This is a genomic window from Aromatoleum anaerobium (assembly GCF_012910705.2).
GTDB lineage: Bacteria > Pseudomonadota > Gammaproteobacteria > Burkholderiales > Rhodocyclaceae > Aromatoleum > Aromatoleum anaerobium.
This window is the reverse complement of record NZ_WTVG02000039.1, coordinates 372169-387246: the sequence shown is the minus strand read 5'-3', so window position 1 is coordinate 387246 and position 15078 is coordinate 372169. Positions and strand designations below refer to the sequence as shown.

Annotated in this window: 10 protein-coding genes and 4 pseudogenes; 8 read left to right on the top strand and 6 right to left on the bottom strand. The window is 64.9% G+C overall.

From position 1 onward, the window contains the following. Nucleotides 1-34 precede the first annotated feature (34 nt). Complete coding sequence (locus GO606_RS14065) at nt 35-1684, top strand: electron transfer flavoprotein-ubiquinone oxidoreductase (protein ID WP_211166784.1); 1650 nt, start codon at nt 35-37, stop codon at nt 1682-1684. Nucleotides 1685-1866: 182 nt separating this feature from the next. Here the strand turns inward: GO606_RS14065 and oah are convergent, their stop codons facing one another. Both oah and GO606_RS14055 read right to left on the bottom strand, forming a co-directional pair. Beyond that, a complete protein-coding gene (gene oah, locus GO606_RS14060; RefSeq protein ID WP_169119916.1) occupies nt 1867-2994 on the bottom strand; it encodes a 6-oxocyclohex-1-ene-1-carbonyl-CoA hydratase in 1128 nt (375 codons plus the stop codon). A gap of 291 nt (nt 2995-3285) precedes the next feature. Continuing rightward, nucleotides 3286-3504: pseudogene (locus tag GO606_RS14055) on the bottom strand (transposase domain-containing protein); the annotation flags it as partial. 177 nt (nt 3505-3681) lie between these two features. Here GO606_RS14055 and GO606_RS14050 point away from each other — a divergent pair. The 5 genes and pseudogenes from GO606_RS14050 to GO606_RS14030 form a co-directional block, all read left to right on the top strand. Continuing rightward, nucleotides 3682-4932, top strand: coding sequence for a tyrosine-type recombinase/integrase (locus GO606_RS14050; RefSeq protein ID WP_169120822.1), 1251 nt, complete (start codon nt 3682-3684; stop codon nt 4930-4932). Next, a complete protein-coding gene (locus tag GO606_RS14045) occupies nt 4929-5876 on the top strand; it encodes a tyrosine-type recombinase/integrase (protein WP_169120824.1) in 948 nt (315 codons plus the stop codon). The genes GO606_RS14050 and GO606_RS14045 overlap by 4 nt, the downstream gene beginning before the upstream one ends. Further along, nucleotides 5873-6883, top strand: a complete 1011-nt coding sequence (locus tag GO606_RS14040; protein WP_169120826.1) for a site-specific integrase — start codon at nt 5873-5875, stop codon at nt 6881-6883. The genes GO606_RS14045 and GO606_RS14040 overlap by 4 nt, the downstream gene beginning before the upstream one ends. Before the next feature lie 260 nt (nt 6884-7143). Then, the gene (locus GO606_RS14035; protein WP_169120911.1) at nt 7144-7293 is read left to right on the top strand and encodes a hypothetical protein; all 150 of its coding nucleotides are present in this window, start codon (nt 7144-7146) and stop codon (nt 7291-7293) included. A gap of 173 nt (nt 7294-7466) precedes the next feature. Then, a pseudogene (locus tag GO606_RS14030) lies at nt 7467-8360 on the top strand (ISAs1 family transposase); the annotation flags it as partial. Nucleotides 8361-8903: 543 nt separating this feature from the next. Here the strand turns inward: GO606_RS14030 and GO606_RS14025 are convergent. Then, nucleotides 8904-9959: pseudogene (locus GO606_RS14025) on the bottom strand (recombinase family protein); the annotation flags it as partial. A gap of 185 nt (nt 9960-10144) precedes the next feature. Between GO606_RS14025 and GO606_RS14020 the strand changes: the two are divergent. Together GO606_RS14020 and GO606_RS14015 are read left to right on the top strand one after the other, a co-directional pair. Continuing rightward, nucleotides 10145-10381: a transposase gene (locus GO606_RS14020; protein ID WP_169119141.1), complete on the top strand. Its 237-nt coding sequence runs from the start codon at nt 10145-10147 to the stop codon at nt 10379-10381. A 39-nt stretch (nt 10382-10420) separates the two neighbouring features. Beyond that, nucleotides 10421-10570, top strand: a pseudogene (locus tag GO606_RS14015) (transposase); the annotation flags it as partial. A 67-nt stretch (nt 10571-10637) separates the two neighbouring features. Here GO606_RS14015 and GO606_RS14010 read toward each other — a convergent pair. The 3 genes from GO606_RS14010 to GO606_RS14000 are packed head-to-tail and all read right to left on the bottom strand — an operon-like array spanning nt 10638 to nt 14819. After that, entirely contained in the window at nt 10638-12758 is a 2121-nt protein-coding gene (locus tag GO606_RS14010; RefSeq protein ID WP_246979581.1) for a 4Fe-4S binding protein, read from the bottom strand. A gap of 50 nt (nt 12759-12808) precedes the next feature. Beyond that, nucleotides 12809-13459: a response regulator gene (locus GO606_RS14005; protein WP_169119142.1), complete on the bottom strand. Its 651-nt coding sequence runs from the start codon at nt 13457-13459 to the stop codon at nt 12809-12811. Continuing rightward, entirely contained in the window at nt 13440-14819 is a 1380-nt protein-coding gene (locus GO606_RS14000) for an ATP-binding protein (protein ID WP_169119143.1), read from the bottom strand. Before GO606_RS14000 ends, GO606_RS14005 begins: the two co-directional genes overlap by 20 nt. Nucleotides 14820-15078 lie beyond the last annotated feature (259 nt).

The window sequence follows — 15078 nt, the reverse complement described above, 5'->3', positions numbered from 1 at the left end:
TTGCTGCGGGTGGTTCTGCGAGTGGGGAATTTTCATGAGTAACAATCGCGAATCAATGGAATTCGATGTCCTGATCGTAGGCGGCGGCCCGGCAGGGCTGGCGGCGGCGATCCGGCTCAAGCAGCTCGCCAGCGAGAAAGGCACGGAGCTGGCGGTATGCCTGATCGAGAAGGCTTCCGAGATCGGCGCCCACATCCTGTCGGGCGCAGTCATGGACCCGCGCGCGCTGACCGAACTGATTCCCGACTGGAAAGCGCAGGGCGCGCCGGTCAATACCCAGGTGTCCGAAGACCGCGTGATCTTCCTGAGCGAGACCGGCGGGCGCAAGGTGCCGAACAGCCTGCTGCCGGCCTGTTTCCTGAACCAGGGCAATTACATCGTGCGCCTGGGCAACGTCGTCAAGTGGCTCGGCGAACAGGCCGAGGCGATGGGCGTCGAAGTCTATCCGGGCTTTGCCGGCGCCCAGATCCTTTACGACGAGCGCGGCGCGGTCAAGGGCGTGGCGACCGGCGACATGGGCGTCACGCGCGACGGTCAGCCCGGCCCGGCCTACCAGCCCGGCATGGAGCTGCACGCCAAATACACGCTGTTCGCCGAAGGCTGTCGCGGCCATCTGGGCAAGCAGCTCGAGGAAAAGTACCGCCTGCGCGACGGCGTCGACCCGCAGACCTACGGCATCGGCCTGAAAGAGCTGTGGGAAGTGCCGGCCGAGCGGCACGTGCCCGGCCTGGTCGTCCACACTGCCGGCTGGCCGATGGACAGCGCCACGTACGGCGGCGGCTTCGCGTATCACCTCGAAGACAACCTCGTTGCCGTCGGCTATGTCGTGGGGCTCAACTACACGAACCCGCATCTGGCGCCGTTCGAGGAGTTCCAGCGCTACAAGACGCACCCCGAGATCCGCAAGTTCCTCGAAGGCGGCAAGCGGCTCGCCTATGGCGCGCGCGCGCTCGCAGCGGGCGGCCTGCAGAGCCAGCCGAAGCTGGTGTTCCCGGGCGGCGCGCTCGTCGGCGATGACGCCGGTTTCCTCAACGCCGCGCGCATCAAGGGCAGCCATGCCGCGATCAAGTCCGGCTCGCTCGCCGCCGAGGCGGCCTTCGGCGCGCTGGCCGCAGGGCGCAGCCGCGACGAACTGGCCGCGTTCCCCGATGCGTTCCGCGCGAGCTGGCTGTACGAGGAACTGCACCAGACGCGCAACTTCAAGCCCTACATGAAAAAAGGCCTGTGGATGGGGTCCTTGCTGTTCGGCATCGACCAGCAGGTGTTCCGCGGCAAGGCGCCGTGGACGCTGCACAACACGGCCGACCACACTGCGCTCAAGCCCGCGTCCGAGTGCTACAAGATCGCCTATCCGAAGCCCGACGGCGTGCTGACGTTCGACAAGCTGTCGTCCGTGTTCCTGTCGAACACGAACCACGAGGAAGACCAGCCCTGCCACCTGCAGCTGAAGGATCCGTCGATCCCGATCGCGATCAACCTCGCGAAGTACGACGCCCCCGAACAGCGCTACTGCCCGGCCGGCGTCTACGAGATCGTGCGCGACCCGGACGGCACCCACCCGCGCCTGCAGATCAACGCGCAGAACTGCGTGCACTGCAAGACCTGCGACATCAAGGATCCGACGCAGAACATCAACTGGGTCGTGCCGCAGGGCGGTGAAGGGCCGATCTACCAGGGGATGTGAGCCTCGGGATGGCGCAGTACCGGTTTCCCGGGGGTGTCGCAAATACGCTTTGGGACTTTAAGCTGCTTTCCTCTCCGCCCTTCTGCGTGACACCTTCGCTTTTTTTTTTGCTAAAGCGGCGCCGGTAACGGAGGTGGAGCGTTACCGGCGCTCCGGTGCGAATGCACCGTGTCAGTCATGGCTCAACGCGGCGCTGCAAGAACCTGTTCGGCGAAGTGTTCGTCGATCTGCACGCCCTTCGCAATGAGCTGGCGATACTTCACGAAGTCGATCGTGTCCTTGCCCGTGAGCTTGCGTGACTCGAACGCGTTGAACCCGAGCCACGCCTCGTTGTTCATGTTCGCCGCGAGCCAGTGGCGCTGCGCTGCCTTCTGCTGGTCCCAGAAGAACCTCTTCTTGCCGCGGATGGCGTCGATCGAATTCATCAGGCAGTTGGGGAAGAGGTTGGTGAAGCGCCAGATCAGCGCATTGACCTCCTTGTCCAGCAGCTCGAAATCGACCGTGCACTCGGCGATCACGGCCTCGGCCTCGTTCAGTGCCGCACCCTGGACCATTTCCCCGTACACCACCTGACCATTTTCGGCCCAGGTGTCGGTGCGCACCTTCGGGTTCGGAACCCATTCGCCAGCCTTCTTGAGCACCGGGACCACCTTTGAGATCATGCCCTTGAACTTCATCTTGTACGCACTCCACAGCTCGCACGAGACGCAGTTGTAGATCGCATCCTCCATCGACAGGAACCACGGGAGGAAATCCGTTGACCCGCCCACCGGAGCACTGCCGTGTTTCGGCCCCGCCTGGCCATACACTGCCATGTCCGACGAAACTGTGAGGTCGGTCGCCATGCCGATTTCCTGCCCGCCGGCAACTCGCATGCCGTTCACCCTGCAGATCACCGGTTTCTTGCAGTTGAGGATCGAATCCACCATCCCCACGAACAGGTCGATGTAATCGCCATACTCGGTCGGGCGACGCGAATAATAGGACGCGTATTCGGCCGTGTTGCCCCCGCTGCACCAGGACTTGTCGCCCACCGCCGTAAATACGGCTGCGACCACGTCGCGGTCAGATGAGGCGCGCTGGAAGGCTGCGATCACGCCCTTCACCATTTCAGTCGTGTAGGAGTTGTATTGCGCCGGGTTGTTCAGCGTAATCCAGGCCGAGTACAGGCCGTCGATCGCCTTCCCGTCCGGATCGGTGACCGGCCGGCGCTCGTAGATCACCGACGGTTGCTCCTCTCCGAAATATTCGTCTCCGATCAGCGAGTGGTCTTTCAACTCGTTGTCCCTGCGCAGAAAATCTAACGACATATATTCATCTCCGAGTGTGTGAAGCGGTGCCCGGGCGGCGCCGTTCATAGAAGGTCAGACGTGCCGGAGCCCGCAAGCCAGTGCTCTGCGCGCGTGCGAAACATCGCGATGACCGATTCCTTGTTGATTCAACCGTGCCTGATCTGCAGTTATTGGGACTGATTAATTGATTGACTGATCGGTCAGGCAATTTGAAGGCTATCCGAACCTGCTTGAGGACGAATCACCCAAACGGATGATGCGGAGGTCGCGCACTCGTCTACGGTAAGTGATCCATGAACCCCCTCCTTTTCAGGCGAGGGATTCAGTGGCCAAATCGGTACCATGCATATTCCACGGCAGCAGCGCCTCGAAGTCTTCCACGGAACGTGCCTTCGGCAGTTGCCTGAGCACTTTGCGCAGCCAGGTGTAGGGCTCGAGCCCGTTGGCCTTGACGGTCTCGATCAACGAGTAGATCAGCGCGCTGGCCTGGGCGCCGGCTTGCGTGTCGCAGAACTGCCACGCTTTCCGGTTATCGAAACATTTCGATAAGCGCAATTATCCTCGGTCAACTATTAGGCAAGGTTTGCTCGCTACCGTCCGCGAAGCCTAGGGCCATCGGGGGTCTCAGCTCTCATTGCTGTCGGCGAACCTGCCATAAGAATTGGTGTTTCCTGTGAGTCCGATCCCTCACCACAGGAGCACACCATGCCTACGGATGCGTGCCTGACGAACTTTGCTCGTCGCGACTGGCTGACTGACGGCCCGCTCAACGACGTCGTCGCCCCCTACATCGAAGCGTTGCGCAACCAGCGCTATCCCGATCACACCATCCGCGCTTATCTGGGCGGTCTGGCCCATTTCAGCCACTGGATCAAGACTGACGAGATCAGGATGTCGCGCCTTGATGCTGCGCTCATCAAGCGCTTCTTGCACGACCACCTCCCTGCCTGCACATGCCCGGCGCCTTGCTATCCCTCTGCCGCCAGTTCAGGCGCAGCGCTACGGCATATGCTCCGCCTGCTGCCCGGCGACCCATCGGCAGCGACATTGACGGATCCGGTGGCGGTTGAACTCGAGCGGTTTGGCGAGTACCTCTCGAACATTTGTGGGTTGGCTCCCGTCACCCGTGACCGCCGAGTTCACCATGTCGGCACCTTCCTTGTTCGCGAGTTTGGAGTTTCAACTCCCGTGATCGCGCAGCTGTCCGCAGCGCGCTTGGATACATTCTTTGCCGAGTTGAGTTCACATTTGCGGCCGTCATCGCTGCGCGTCGTCGGCAACAGTCTGCGCAGCTACTTTCGTTACCGTGCCCTGCTGGGTGAGTCGACCGCTGCCTTGGCGGCCTCCCTGCCAAGAATTGCGGACTGGCGCCGCACCACTCTGCCCAAAGTGCTCGCGGACGCCGAACTGGATGCCTTCCTGAAGGCATTCGATCGCGCTGACCCTGTCGGACTGCGCGATTACGCCATCGCGCGCTGCCTGCTCGATCTTGGTCTGCGCGGCCATGAAGTCACCTACCTGACCCTGGAGTCGGTGGACTGGCGCAGCGCAACGCTGACGATCAGCAGCACCAAGAGCAAACGCGTGCAGCAGTTGCCCCTGCCGGAGTCCACCGGCGAAGCCATCGCTCAGTACCTACGGCGGGGACGACCGCAGACCGTGAACCGGGCATTGTTCGTACGACACCGCGCGCCCTTCGACAAACCGTTGGGCGTACCGGCGATCCGTAATTCGATGAATCGCGCCTTTGTTCGCTGCGGGCTGAGCGATCGGTTCTGCAACACCCATGTACTTCGGCGGACCATGGCGACGCATCTGCAGCGCTCAGGGGCCTCCGTCAAAGAAATCGCCGACTTCCTGCGCCACCAAAGCCTCGACACGGCCAACAGCTACGCGCGCGTCGATCTGGAAGGCTTGCGGGCCGTGGCCCTGCCGTGGCCCGGGAGTCGGTCATGAACGCCCCGGTTTCCTGGATGACTCGGGTCGAGACGTATCTGGCGTATCGCCGCCGTCACGGATTCGAGCTCAGCATCGATGCCACGCAGCTTCGATCCTTTGCCCGCTTTGCTGACCGATGTGGTACCGCAGATCACCTGACGGTGGCGCTGGCCAGCGCATGGGCACGGTCTTCGCAGCGCCCAAATCCGCTCACGTGGGCACGCCGTATCGACGTTCTGCGTGGCTTCGCACGCTTCTGCCTGCGCGACGATCCGGCGACGGAGATGCCACCACGAGGTCTCTTCGGCCCGGCGCACCGGCGCCTGGTGCCGCATATCTACACCGAGGCGGAGTTGATCGCGCTGCTCGATGCAGCCAATGGCCTGGCGCCGGAGCATGGTTTGCGGCCGGCGACTTGCCGGTGCATCTTCGGCTTGCTCGCCGCCAGCGGCCTGCGCATCTCCGAAGCGCTCGGGCTCACACGCGCCGACGTCGACCTCGAGGCCGGAATCCTCCGTATCCGGGAAGCCAAGTTCCACCGGCAGCGGTTGGTGCCGCTTCATCTGACCGTAACTGAGTACCTGGACGCATATGCTCTTCAGCGTGACCGGCTCGTGCCTCGACCCGCCTGCGACCGGTTCTTCCTGCGCGATGACGGCCATTGTGCGAATCGGCGCGACATCCTGTACGCCTTGCAGGCGCTGTGTCAGCAACTCGGCTGGCAGCCCCGCGGCGACTACCCGCATCACCGCCTGCATGACATGAGGCACACCTTCATAGTCAGGAGCACTTTGCGCTTCTACGAGCAGGGCATCGATGTCGACCGGGCCGTCCTGGCGCTATCGACGTACGTCGGACATGCCAAGGTGAGCGACACCTACTGGTACTTCACCGGTATTCCAGAACTGATGGCGATTGCCGCCGAACGCTTCCATCGTTACACCGAGGGAGCGACGCGATGAACCCCTTGCTCGCAGTTCCCGCCGACTTCGCCACCTTGCTCCAGCGCTTCTTTGCCGAACGTCTGATCCAGCAACAGAACGCCAGTCCGAGAACGGTTGTGGCCTATCGCGATACCTTCCGGCTGCTGCTGACCTATGCAGAACGAGAACGGGGCAAGCCACCGGCCAAGCTGACGCTGGGGGATTTCGATGCGGCACTGGTCCTCGACTTCCTCGCCCACCTCGAAACCGAGCGCCGCAACACGGTGCGCAGCCGCAACGCACGACTGGCTGCGGTGCGCGCCTTTGCCCATTACGTGGCCTTGCAATGCCCGCCGGCGTTGCAACTCGCGCAGCAGATTCTGGCAATACCCATGAAACGCTTCGAGCGGCCCCTGCTCGAGTATCTCTCCCGCGATGAGGTTCAAGCCGTTCTCGCCGCCCCCGACACGAGCACCTGGTGTGGTCGTCGTGATCGGATGATGTTCGCGTTGCTCTACAACACCGGCGCGCGGGTTTCCGAGATGATCGGCATCCGGGTCGCCGATGTCACGCTCGGCGCGACGTCCTCGGTGCGTCTGCATGGAAAGGGCCGCAAGCAACGAACCGTGCCGCTGTGGAAAGAAACGGCGGCCGAAATCCGTCACTGGTTGAAGTATGCAGATTTGCGCACCGACCAGCCCCTCGTCCCCAACCGCAGCGGGCGAGCGATGACCCGCACGAATGTCGCCGAGCGACTTGCCCTCGCGATCACGGCGGCGACGACGCAGTGTCCGCGGCTGGCGGGGCGCAGAATATCGCCCCATTCCTGGAGGCACACGACCGCCATGCATCTGTTGCAGGCCGGCGTCGACATCACGGTCATCGCCTTGTGGCTGGGGCACGAGAGCCCGGTCACGACCCATGGCTACGTCGAGGCCGACCTGGCAATGAAGGAACGTGCCCTCGATACGCTCGCGCCGCCGGAGACCAAGCGCAAACGCTACCGCCCAAGCGACGCTGTCCTCAAATTCCTCGAAAGCCTCTGAAATTATGCAAACTCAAGTACGCGGCCCGCCACACAAGTGGCCGATCCCGGCGGCAGACCTTGCCTAATAGTTGACCGAGGATAATTCCTGCCGACGACGAAGGGACGGATGGCGTTTTCGGCCGCGTAATGCCGACTCCCGGATTATGCCGATTCATGGGTTAAAGGTTCTGGTGTCGACTGACGTTCGACGATTTCAGAGTCGGCATTATTCATATGATTTCTTCAGGCTGGCAATCAGGCTGGTCGAGGAGCATTCATATGACCACGAACGACACATTCGAAGATGGCGCGTGCCCCGGGCTGCGCGAACATCATATTGACGCGTTTCTTGAGCATCTGCGCCAGGCGGGTTACTCCGAAGTAACACTGGGTAAGAAGCGACGGGTATTGAACGCCTTTTCGCGATGAATGCGGAGTCAGGGCTTCCGCACTCGGAAAGCATTTTCACTGATGGCATAGCACTTTCAAAATAGTCGTTAACCTTCAACATCTTATGCATTCATCTTGTGAACCCTTCGAAAATCACGTCTACTCTCGTCTTTTGGACGAAGAGCGTGAGTGCGACGCAAAGGGTATCCTTGATGAGCTGTCTGGACGAAATCGATGATCCGCGCAAACCGAGCAACGGTACCTTGCACGACTTCCGGGAGATTCTGGTGATCATGATCGCCGCTGTGCTCTCGGACTCCGACGCTGTCGAGGACATTGCCTTCTGGGCGCGCAAGAAGGAAGCGTGGCTGCGCCGCTTCCTCGTGCTCAAGAACGGCGTCCCGTCCGAGGAAACCTTCCTGCGCATCCTGCGGGCGCTCGACCCGAAGCAGTTCGAAGCGGCCTTCCGGCGCTGGGTCGGTGGCGTCGTGGGGGCGCTCAGCGACGATGCTGCGCTGAGCGGCACGATCGCCGTCGACGGCAAGACGGTGCGCGGCTCGGGCAGTGGCGGCGAAAGTGCAATCCACATGGTCAGTGCGTTCGCCACCGATCTGGGGCTCGTGCTCGGCCAGGAGAAGGTGGCGGCCAAGAGCAACGAGATCACCGCGATTCCCGAGCTGCTCGAGGCGCTGTCGTTCAAGGGACTGCTGGTCACCATCGACGCCATGGGGTGCCAGAAAACCATTGCCAAACAGATCGTTGCGAAGAAGGGCGACTACTTGCTGATGGTCAAGGGCAACCAGCCCAAGCTGCTTGAGGCGATCGAGACCGCCTTCATCGATCAACACGGGGGCGAGTCGGTCGACCGCGAACACCTGGTCGAGCGCGGTCACGGGCGCACCGTCGGTCAGATCGCCTCGGTGCTGCCAGCCAAGGGCATCGTCGATCCGGCCGAGTGGCCCAAATGCATGACGATCGGGCGTATCGACTCCATCCGTGTCGTCGGCGACAAGGAGTCCGAGCTTGAGCGACGCTACTACATCAGCTCCCGCGCGCTCAGCGCCGAGGAGCTGGCTGCAGCGGTGCGTGCGCACTGGGGCGTGGAGATAGTCTGTACGCAAATGACAAAAACGGACGTGCTCGCTGCTCCGGTCGGTGGGAATCACATAGTGGATTTCCACCGCGGTGTCCGTGACGATGACCCGATCGATCAGCAGTTCGACCAACTGGCGCTTCTGCTCGAAGCTGGCGTTATCCAGTCCAGCGCATACGCGGGCGCAGAAGTTCTCGATGGCGATGGCGGTGCCGGCGAGTTCCTCATGCCGGTCGGCTTGGGCGGACAACTGGCGCTCCTGTTCCGCCAACGCCTGATCGCGCTGTTCCAAGTCGCGACGCCGCCGCTCGTACTCAGGCAGGGCAATGACGTCGTGCAGGTAGGCTTCCGTCAGGCGGTCGATCTGCTGGCCCAGGCTGACCCGGCCTTGGCGCAGGTTCTCCCGGCGTGCCTGCAATTCCTGCGGCAACCACTGTCCGCCGTGCGCCCGCTCCAGCGCCCGCGTGAGTTCAGCCGGATGGGTCAGCACTTCGCACAAGTCGCGCCACACCAGATCATCGAGTTGGCCGGCCGGAGCAAAACGCGCATGGCAAGGCTCACGCCCCAACATGGCCCATCTGAGCTTGCTCGAACACATGTAATACGAATAGGGAGAACGGACCGCCGTGCGACCGATACAGGCATACCGGCAGTAGCCGCAGCTGACCAGCGCCCGCAGCAGGTAGGGGTGCGCCGTGTTGTTGCGTTGCGAAAAGCATCGATTCTTCGCCAACTCGCTTTGTACCAGGTCAAACTGTTCGGTGGCCACGATGGCCGGCACCGTCGCCACCGCAATCCATTCGGCGCGTGGCACCGGGATGCGGCTTTCGTGCGGCCGGCCAATCGGGTGGGTCGCCGAACGCCGGATACGGGGTGGGCGGTAACGTACTCGTCCAGTATAGACCTGGCCGGTATAGGCGGGATTCGTCAGTATCCCGTGCAAGGTGGCGACTGCCCACACCGACTTGCCGCCGGGCGACGGTATATGACGTTCGGCAAGCGTGCGCGCCAGTTGCAACAGGCTCACCTGGGGCTCCAGGTAAAGCGCAAAGATTTCCGCCACCACGGCGGCCTCGCCGGGTTCCAGCACCACCCCGCCCGGATCGCGCGGCCGATCGGGATGAAGGCGGTAGCCGTAGGGCGCCCGCGTCCAGGGCAACAACACTCCGGCGCGCAGCTTTGCCTGGCGGCCACGGCGCATCCGTTCGGTGATGAGGGTGCGTTCGTATTCGGCCACCGCTCCGCGAATCTGCAACAACAGCTGGTCGTGCGGATCCTGGCTCATCGGGCGGTCGAGAAATTCGACCTGGCAGCCATGCTCTTCGAATTCTTCCAGCAGCAGCATCTGATGGACATAATTGCGCGCCAGCCGATCCGGCGCCGTCAGCACCACCCGATCGATACTGCGCTCCCGTATGGCATCGCGCAGATGATCCAACCCGGGACGGTTCAGGCGCGCGCCGCTGAAGCCGTCGTCACGGTAGATGTTCTGATCCGTCAGGGTAAGGTCCTGTGCTTGGAGATGGGCTCGCAGGCGATCGAGTTGCTGATCAATGGTCTGCTGGTGGACTTGGTTCGAGGTCGATACCCTCACATACACGGCAACTCGCATCATCCTTCTCCTTTGCCGGTGGATGCGGAGGCGCCGCCGGACACCGGCTCCATTCCAGCAACAGCTGGTAGGCTCGATCCCACCGCTGCTGACCGTCCGGCAACGGCTTCGTCTGCCGGCGAATCTGCCATTGGTGTTTCATGGCCCCCTCCGCAGAGAACACTCTCCGCGGAAGGACACGCAGCATGCTGAGCCGTGCCCTGTCGCCGCCAGTCATGGCGCGGCGAGGTCAGTGTCAGCCGGACAAAGCGGGTGACGCAGAATTTGTCGTTTGTGATCAGACCATCGAAAACCGGCTTCACTGGGTCCTCGATGTCAGCTTTGGCGAGGACGCCAGCACGCTGTGCAAGGACAATGCGCCGCAGAATCTCTCGCTGCGTAAGCATCCGGCGAAGTCATCTGCGATGGAGCGCCGCGATTGAGGAGGATGGTGTCCACCATCAACGATCGTGGACACCATCATGGAGATTGCGAAACCGCAACGCCAGAAGCGGCAGCACAGCGAGGAATTCAGGCAGGCCGTTGTTCAGGCGTGCGGCGAGCCGGGAGCATCGGTGGCTTGGGTGGCGCTGGCCAATGGCGTGAATGCCAACCTGGTGAGGAAATGGATGAAGCTGTCCCGATTGCGGAGTCAGGACTTTTATCAAATGACCGTCGTGGTGCGGAAAGTTGGCGCAGTCACCGTGGCCTTCCGCTCAGGACGGTCGTTGTGGCGTGCCGTGCCTTGCGGCGCAGCAGCATCACCGGCGCGCAACGCTCCGGATCGTGATAGATACCCACGCAGTCGAGGCACTGAAAGCAATCGTCGTAGCGGATGGCGCCATTGCGGTCGATCGCGTCGTAGGCGCAGCGATGGCGGCAGCGCTGGCAGGGTTTTCCGCATTCGCTGCGGCGTGGCAGCCAGCGCAGCAGGCGCAGTTTGCCGCCGAGCACCATGGCGGCACCGAGCGGACACAGGTAGCGGCAGAAGAACTTGTAATACACGGTGCCGAGTGCGAGCAGCACTCCGGCATAGGCGACGAAGGGCCAGGTGCGGTCGAAGCCGACGGTGATCGCAGTCTTGAACGGTTCGACTTCGACCAGCTTCCCGGCCACTCGCGGCGCGAATGCTGCCGCGCCGACGAGGGCGAGCAGCAGCGCATAGCGGCCGCGGTCGAGCCACTGCGCAAGACGTCGCGGCAGGCGTCGCTGCGGCAGGCGACACAGGCGGCCCAGGTGCGCCGCGAATTCCTGCAGCGCGCCAAACGGGCACAGCCAGCCGCAGAAGGCGCCGCGGCCCCAGGCGAGAAAACTCGCCAGCGTGAAGGCGATGAGCAGCAGCGAGACCGGATCGTAGAGGTAGCTCGCGAGGCTCTGGCCGGCATAGAGCATCTTGACCGCGCCGGTGAGCTGCACGATCGACAGCTGGCCTTGCGCATGCCAGCCGAGGTAGCCGAGCGTGAAGGCGAGGAAGCCGAAGCGGAACAGCTTCAGCCGGCGCGGCGACAGGCTGATCCAGCGCGGGCGCGCGAGCACCGCGGCGAGCAGTGCGAGCGCCGCGCCGATCACTGTGAGATCGGTGCGCCGGTCCTGCCAGGCGATCAGCCAGTCGGGCGGCGGTGCCGGGGGGCGCTCGAAGTAGGACTCCGGCGCGCGGTAATTCACCTGCACGCCGCGGTGGGTGATCTCGGGCAGGATGGCGCCGCGCGCACGGGCCAGCGTCAGTCCGAAATCCTGCACGCTGCCGGGGTCGACGCCGGCCAGCGGCGCCGCCTTGAGGACCAGCGCTGCGTTCAGCGGTGGTGCGCCGGGCGGTGTGCGCGGATCGAGATCCGCATCGCGCAGCTCGAAGGGCACGCCGCCCTGCCTGAGCGTCAGGCGGGCCGGCGCGGTGCCGCGCACGAAGTGCTCGTCGAGGAACGAGGTGCGTCCGGCGGTGGCGACCCACCACGCCTGCTGGCCGGGCTCCAGCGCACGCTGCAGTTCGGCGAAGCCCGCGTCGCCGAGGATCGCGCGGCCGATGCCCGGTGGATTGAGCCAGGCGACGTAGAACTCGACGAAGGTCTCGTCGGGCGCGGCGAGTGCTGCTGGATCGAGTCCCGCGGCGTCGCTGTCGGCGAACAGCGCCTCGGCGTCGCGGTTGGCGAGGCGCAGCGTGGCGATCGCGCCGGTGTCGAGCAGATCATTGAAGCTGCGCTGCTCGTACCGGTCCTCGCGCGCCCGTGCGGGCGGGCCGGCGATGGACGGCGCCGCGAAGCCCAGGCGGGCGCGCGCGACCGCGACCGCGGCGGTGAGGACGGTCTGATTGACGATGCGGACCGACGCGGTGGCCTTGGTGATGCCGTCGAGCACGACCCGATTGCCGGCACCCTCCGCTGCGGAGGAGGCGCCGTAGACGGTCGATACGGTGATCGACTGGCTCAGGTTGCGGTTTGCGTACTGGCGCACGAACTCGTGCAGCGGGCTTTCGCCAAGCCCGCCGAGGAACACCGGCTCGTGCTGGCGCAGCACCTCGACGCTCATGAAGTTGCCGCGCGCATCGAGCGCGATCAGCAGGTTGATCGGCGTGCCTTCGAAGCCTGGAATGGGCGCGAGATCGATTGACTCGAACGCCCAGCCGACGGGGCCGTCATCGGGCGCGAGTTCGCTGCCGATCGGCCACACCGGCACGTCGCCGGCCTTGTCGCCGACGCGCAGCGGCGGGGCGAAGCGCCGTTCGAGGTCGGCGCGGGTCAGCTCGCCGGCGAAGGACGTCGTTGCAGCCATGGCGCCGATCAGCACGCACAGCACCGCGGCGAACCGGCGGATGAGCGTGCTCACGGCGTGGGAAGCGGTTCCGGTACGCGGCGCACGGTCATTGATGTCGCGCTTCACACCGTGATCAGGCCGCTGCGCACGGCGATCAGCGCGAGTTCGGCGGCATTGGTGGCGTTGAGCTTCTGCTTGATGTGGTAGAGATGCGTGCCGATGGTGCTCGGGCTGAGCTTGTGGGTGGTGGCGACCTGGTTCACCGAGTTGCCCTGCGCCAGTTGCAGGAAGACGGCGAATTCCTTGTCGGTGAGGGCATCGGCCGGATCGCCGTTGCCGCCGAACTGGGCCAGCGCCAGTTGCGGCGCCAGTTCCGGGTCCACGTAACGCTGACCGCGTGCGATCCGCGCCACGGCCCGCACCAGTTCGTGCGGCTGGGCGCGCTTGGACAGGTAGCCGGTGGCGCCGGCGCGCAGTGCGCGCAGCGGAATCTGCGCATCCTCGTGGGCGGAGAGCATCAGCACGCGGGCATCGGGGCTGCGCGCGAGCAGGCGTTCGAGCGCGGCGAGCCCGCCGATGCCGGGCATCGATACGTCCATCAGCAAGGCATCGGGGCGGTGTTCGGCGAAGGCCGCGAGCGCCGCCTCGCCGCTGTCGGCTTCGGCGACCACGTGCGCGCCGGCGCCTTCGAGCAGCATGCGAAAACCCATGCGGACGACGGCGTGGTCGTCGGCGAGGATGAGGCGGAGGCTTTCAAGCGGTGCGCAGGCCATCGGGGAGTTCCTCGCAAGGCGGGTTTTTCGGTAGATGCGCGCTCACGCGCAGGCCGCCGCCGGGCGGCGTGTCAAGGCGCAGTTCGCCGCGCCATTCGGCGACGCGCTCCTTCATGCCGGCGAGGCCGAAGCGTCCGGCACCGGGTTCGGCTGCCAGGCCGCGACCGTTGTCGCAGACTTCGAGCGCGACCGCATCGGACTTGAACTCCAGGCGCACTTCGACGCGCGACGCGCCGGCATGGCGGGCGACGTTGGTGAGACTTTCCTGCAGCAGGCGCAGCACGGTGAGCCCGAGCGCCTCGTCGGTCGCTGCTCCCGGCGGCGAGGTGACGCAGTCGACGCGGATATGCGGATGGTGGCCGGACCACAGGCGGCAGTAGTCGGCCACCGCGCGGTCGAGCTGGCCGTTGCCATTCGCGCTGGCCGGACGCAGGCGCTGCAGGATCGCGCGCACGCCGTCCTGCATCTGGCCGGTCATCGCGAGGATCGCCTGCGCGCTGCCGTAAATCTGCGGCTGGTCCTCGCAGCGCTGCAGGATCGCGCCGGAGATCGCGCGCACTGCGGTGATCGCCTGGCCGAGCTCGTCGTGCAGCTCGCGCGCGATCACGCGCCGCTCCTCCGCGAGGCGCGCCTGCACGGCGCGCGCAAACGCCTGGTCCTGTTCCAGCCGCAGGTTCTGCGCGCGCGCCTGGTCGAGGGTATCGGCAAGACGGTTGTAGCTGCCGGCGAGGCGGTCGAGTTCGATGACACGGTAGCCCGGCAGGCGGATATCGAAGCGGCCGTCGGCGCCGCGTGCAAGGGCCGCATCGATGCGGGCGAGCGGGGCGAGCGCGCGGTTCAGCGCCAGCCGTGCGGCGAGCGCGACGAGCAGCAGCAGCGCCAGCGCCGAGCCCAGTCCGGTGCTGAGGTCGTCCCAGGCGTCGAGGATCGCGCGCGAGGCGTCCGGGCGCAGCACGATGCGCTGATCGCCGGCATCGAAGTGGCGCGGGGCCACGGCCGGCGCGAGCCAGCCGGCAAACCACTCGGGCGCGAAGCGGCCGGCCTTGTAGGTCGGTTCGGGCGACAGGTACCTGCGCACGCCGTCGGCCGCGATCACTTCGAGCTGGTTGGCGCGCAGGCGCCCGACCGCGCGCAGATGCGCCATCAGCCGCACCGGCCCGTCGGTGGGGTCGCGCAGGGTTTCGGACACCAGCACGTCGATCCACTGCTGTGCGACATGGCTTGCGGCCTGGACTTCCTCGTGGATCGCCCGGCGCGTCTCGCGCACCCACCACCCGGCGCCCGCAAGCATGATCAGCGCGAGCGTGGCGATCAGCGCAAGGCCCACACGGGTGCCGAGCGTCGTCGACTTAGCATGCATCGCCAGCGCCCCGGACTGCCGGTTCGGCGGCGGGAAAGCGATGCGCGACCGGACGGCGGTACGCCTCCCCGGACTCGGCCCGGCGGCGGAACTGCGGCGGCATCGGGAGGGCAGGCATTTCAATCGCGTCGCGTCCTGCGCGGTGCATGCGCCGACAACGGCGACCGACTCGAAGGCCACGATTCGTCCGCACCAAACTGACAATCAACATGAAACCCCCTCCGCCGGGCGCGGGACGCCGCGCTATGACCGGCTTTCA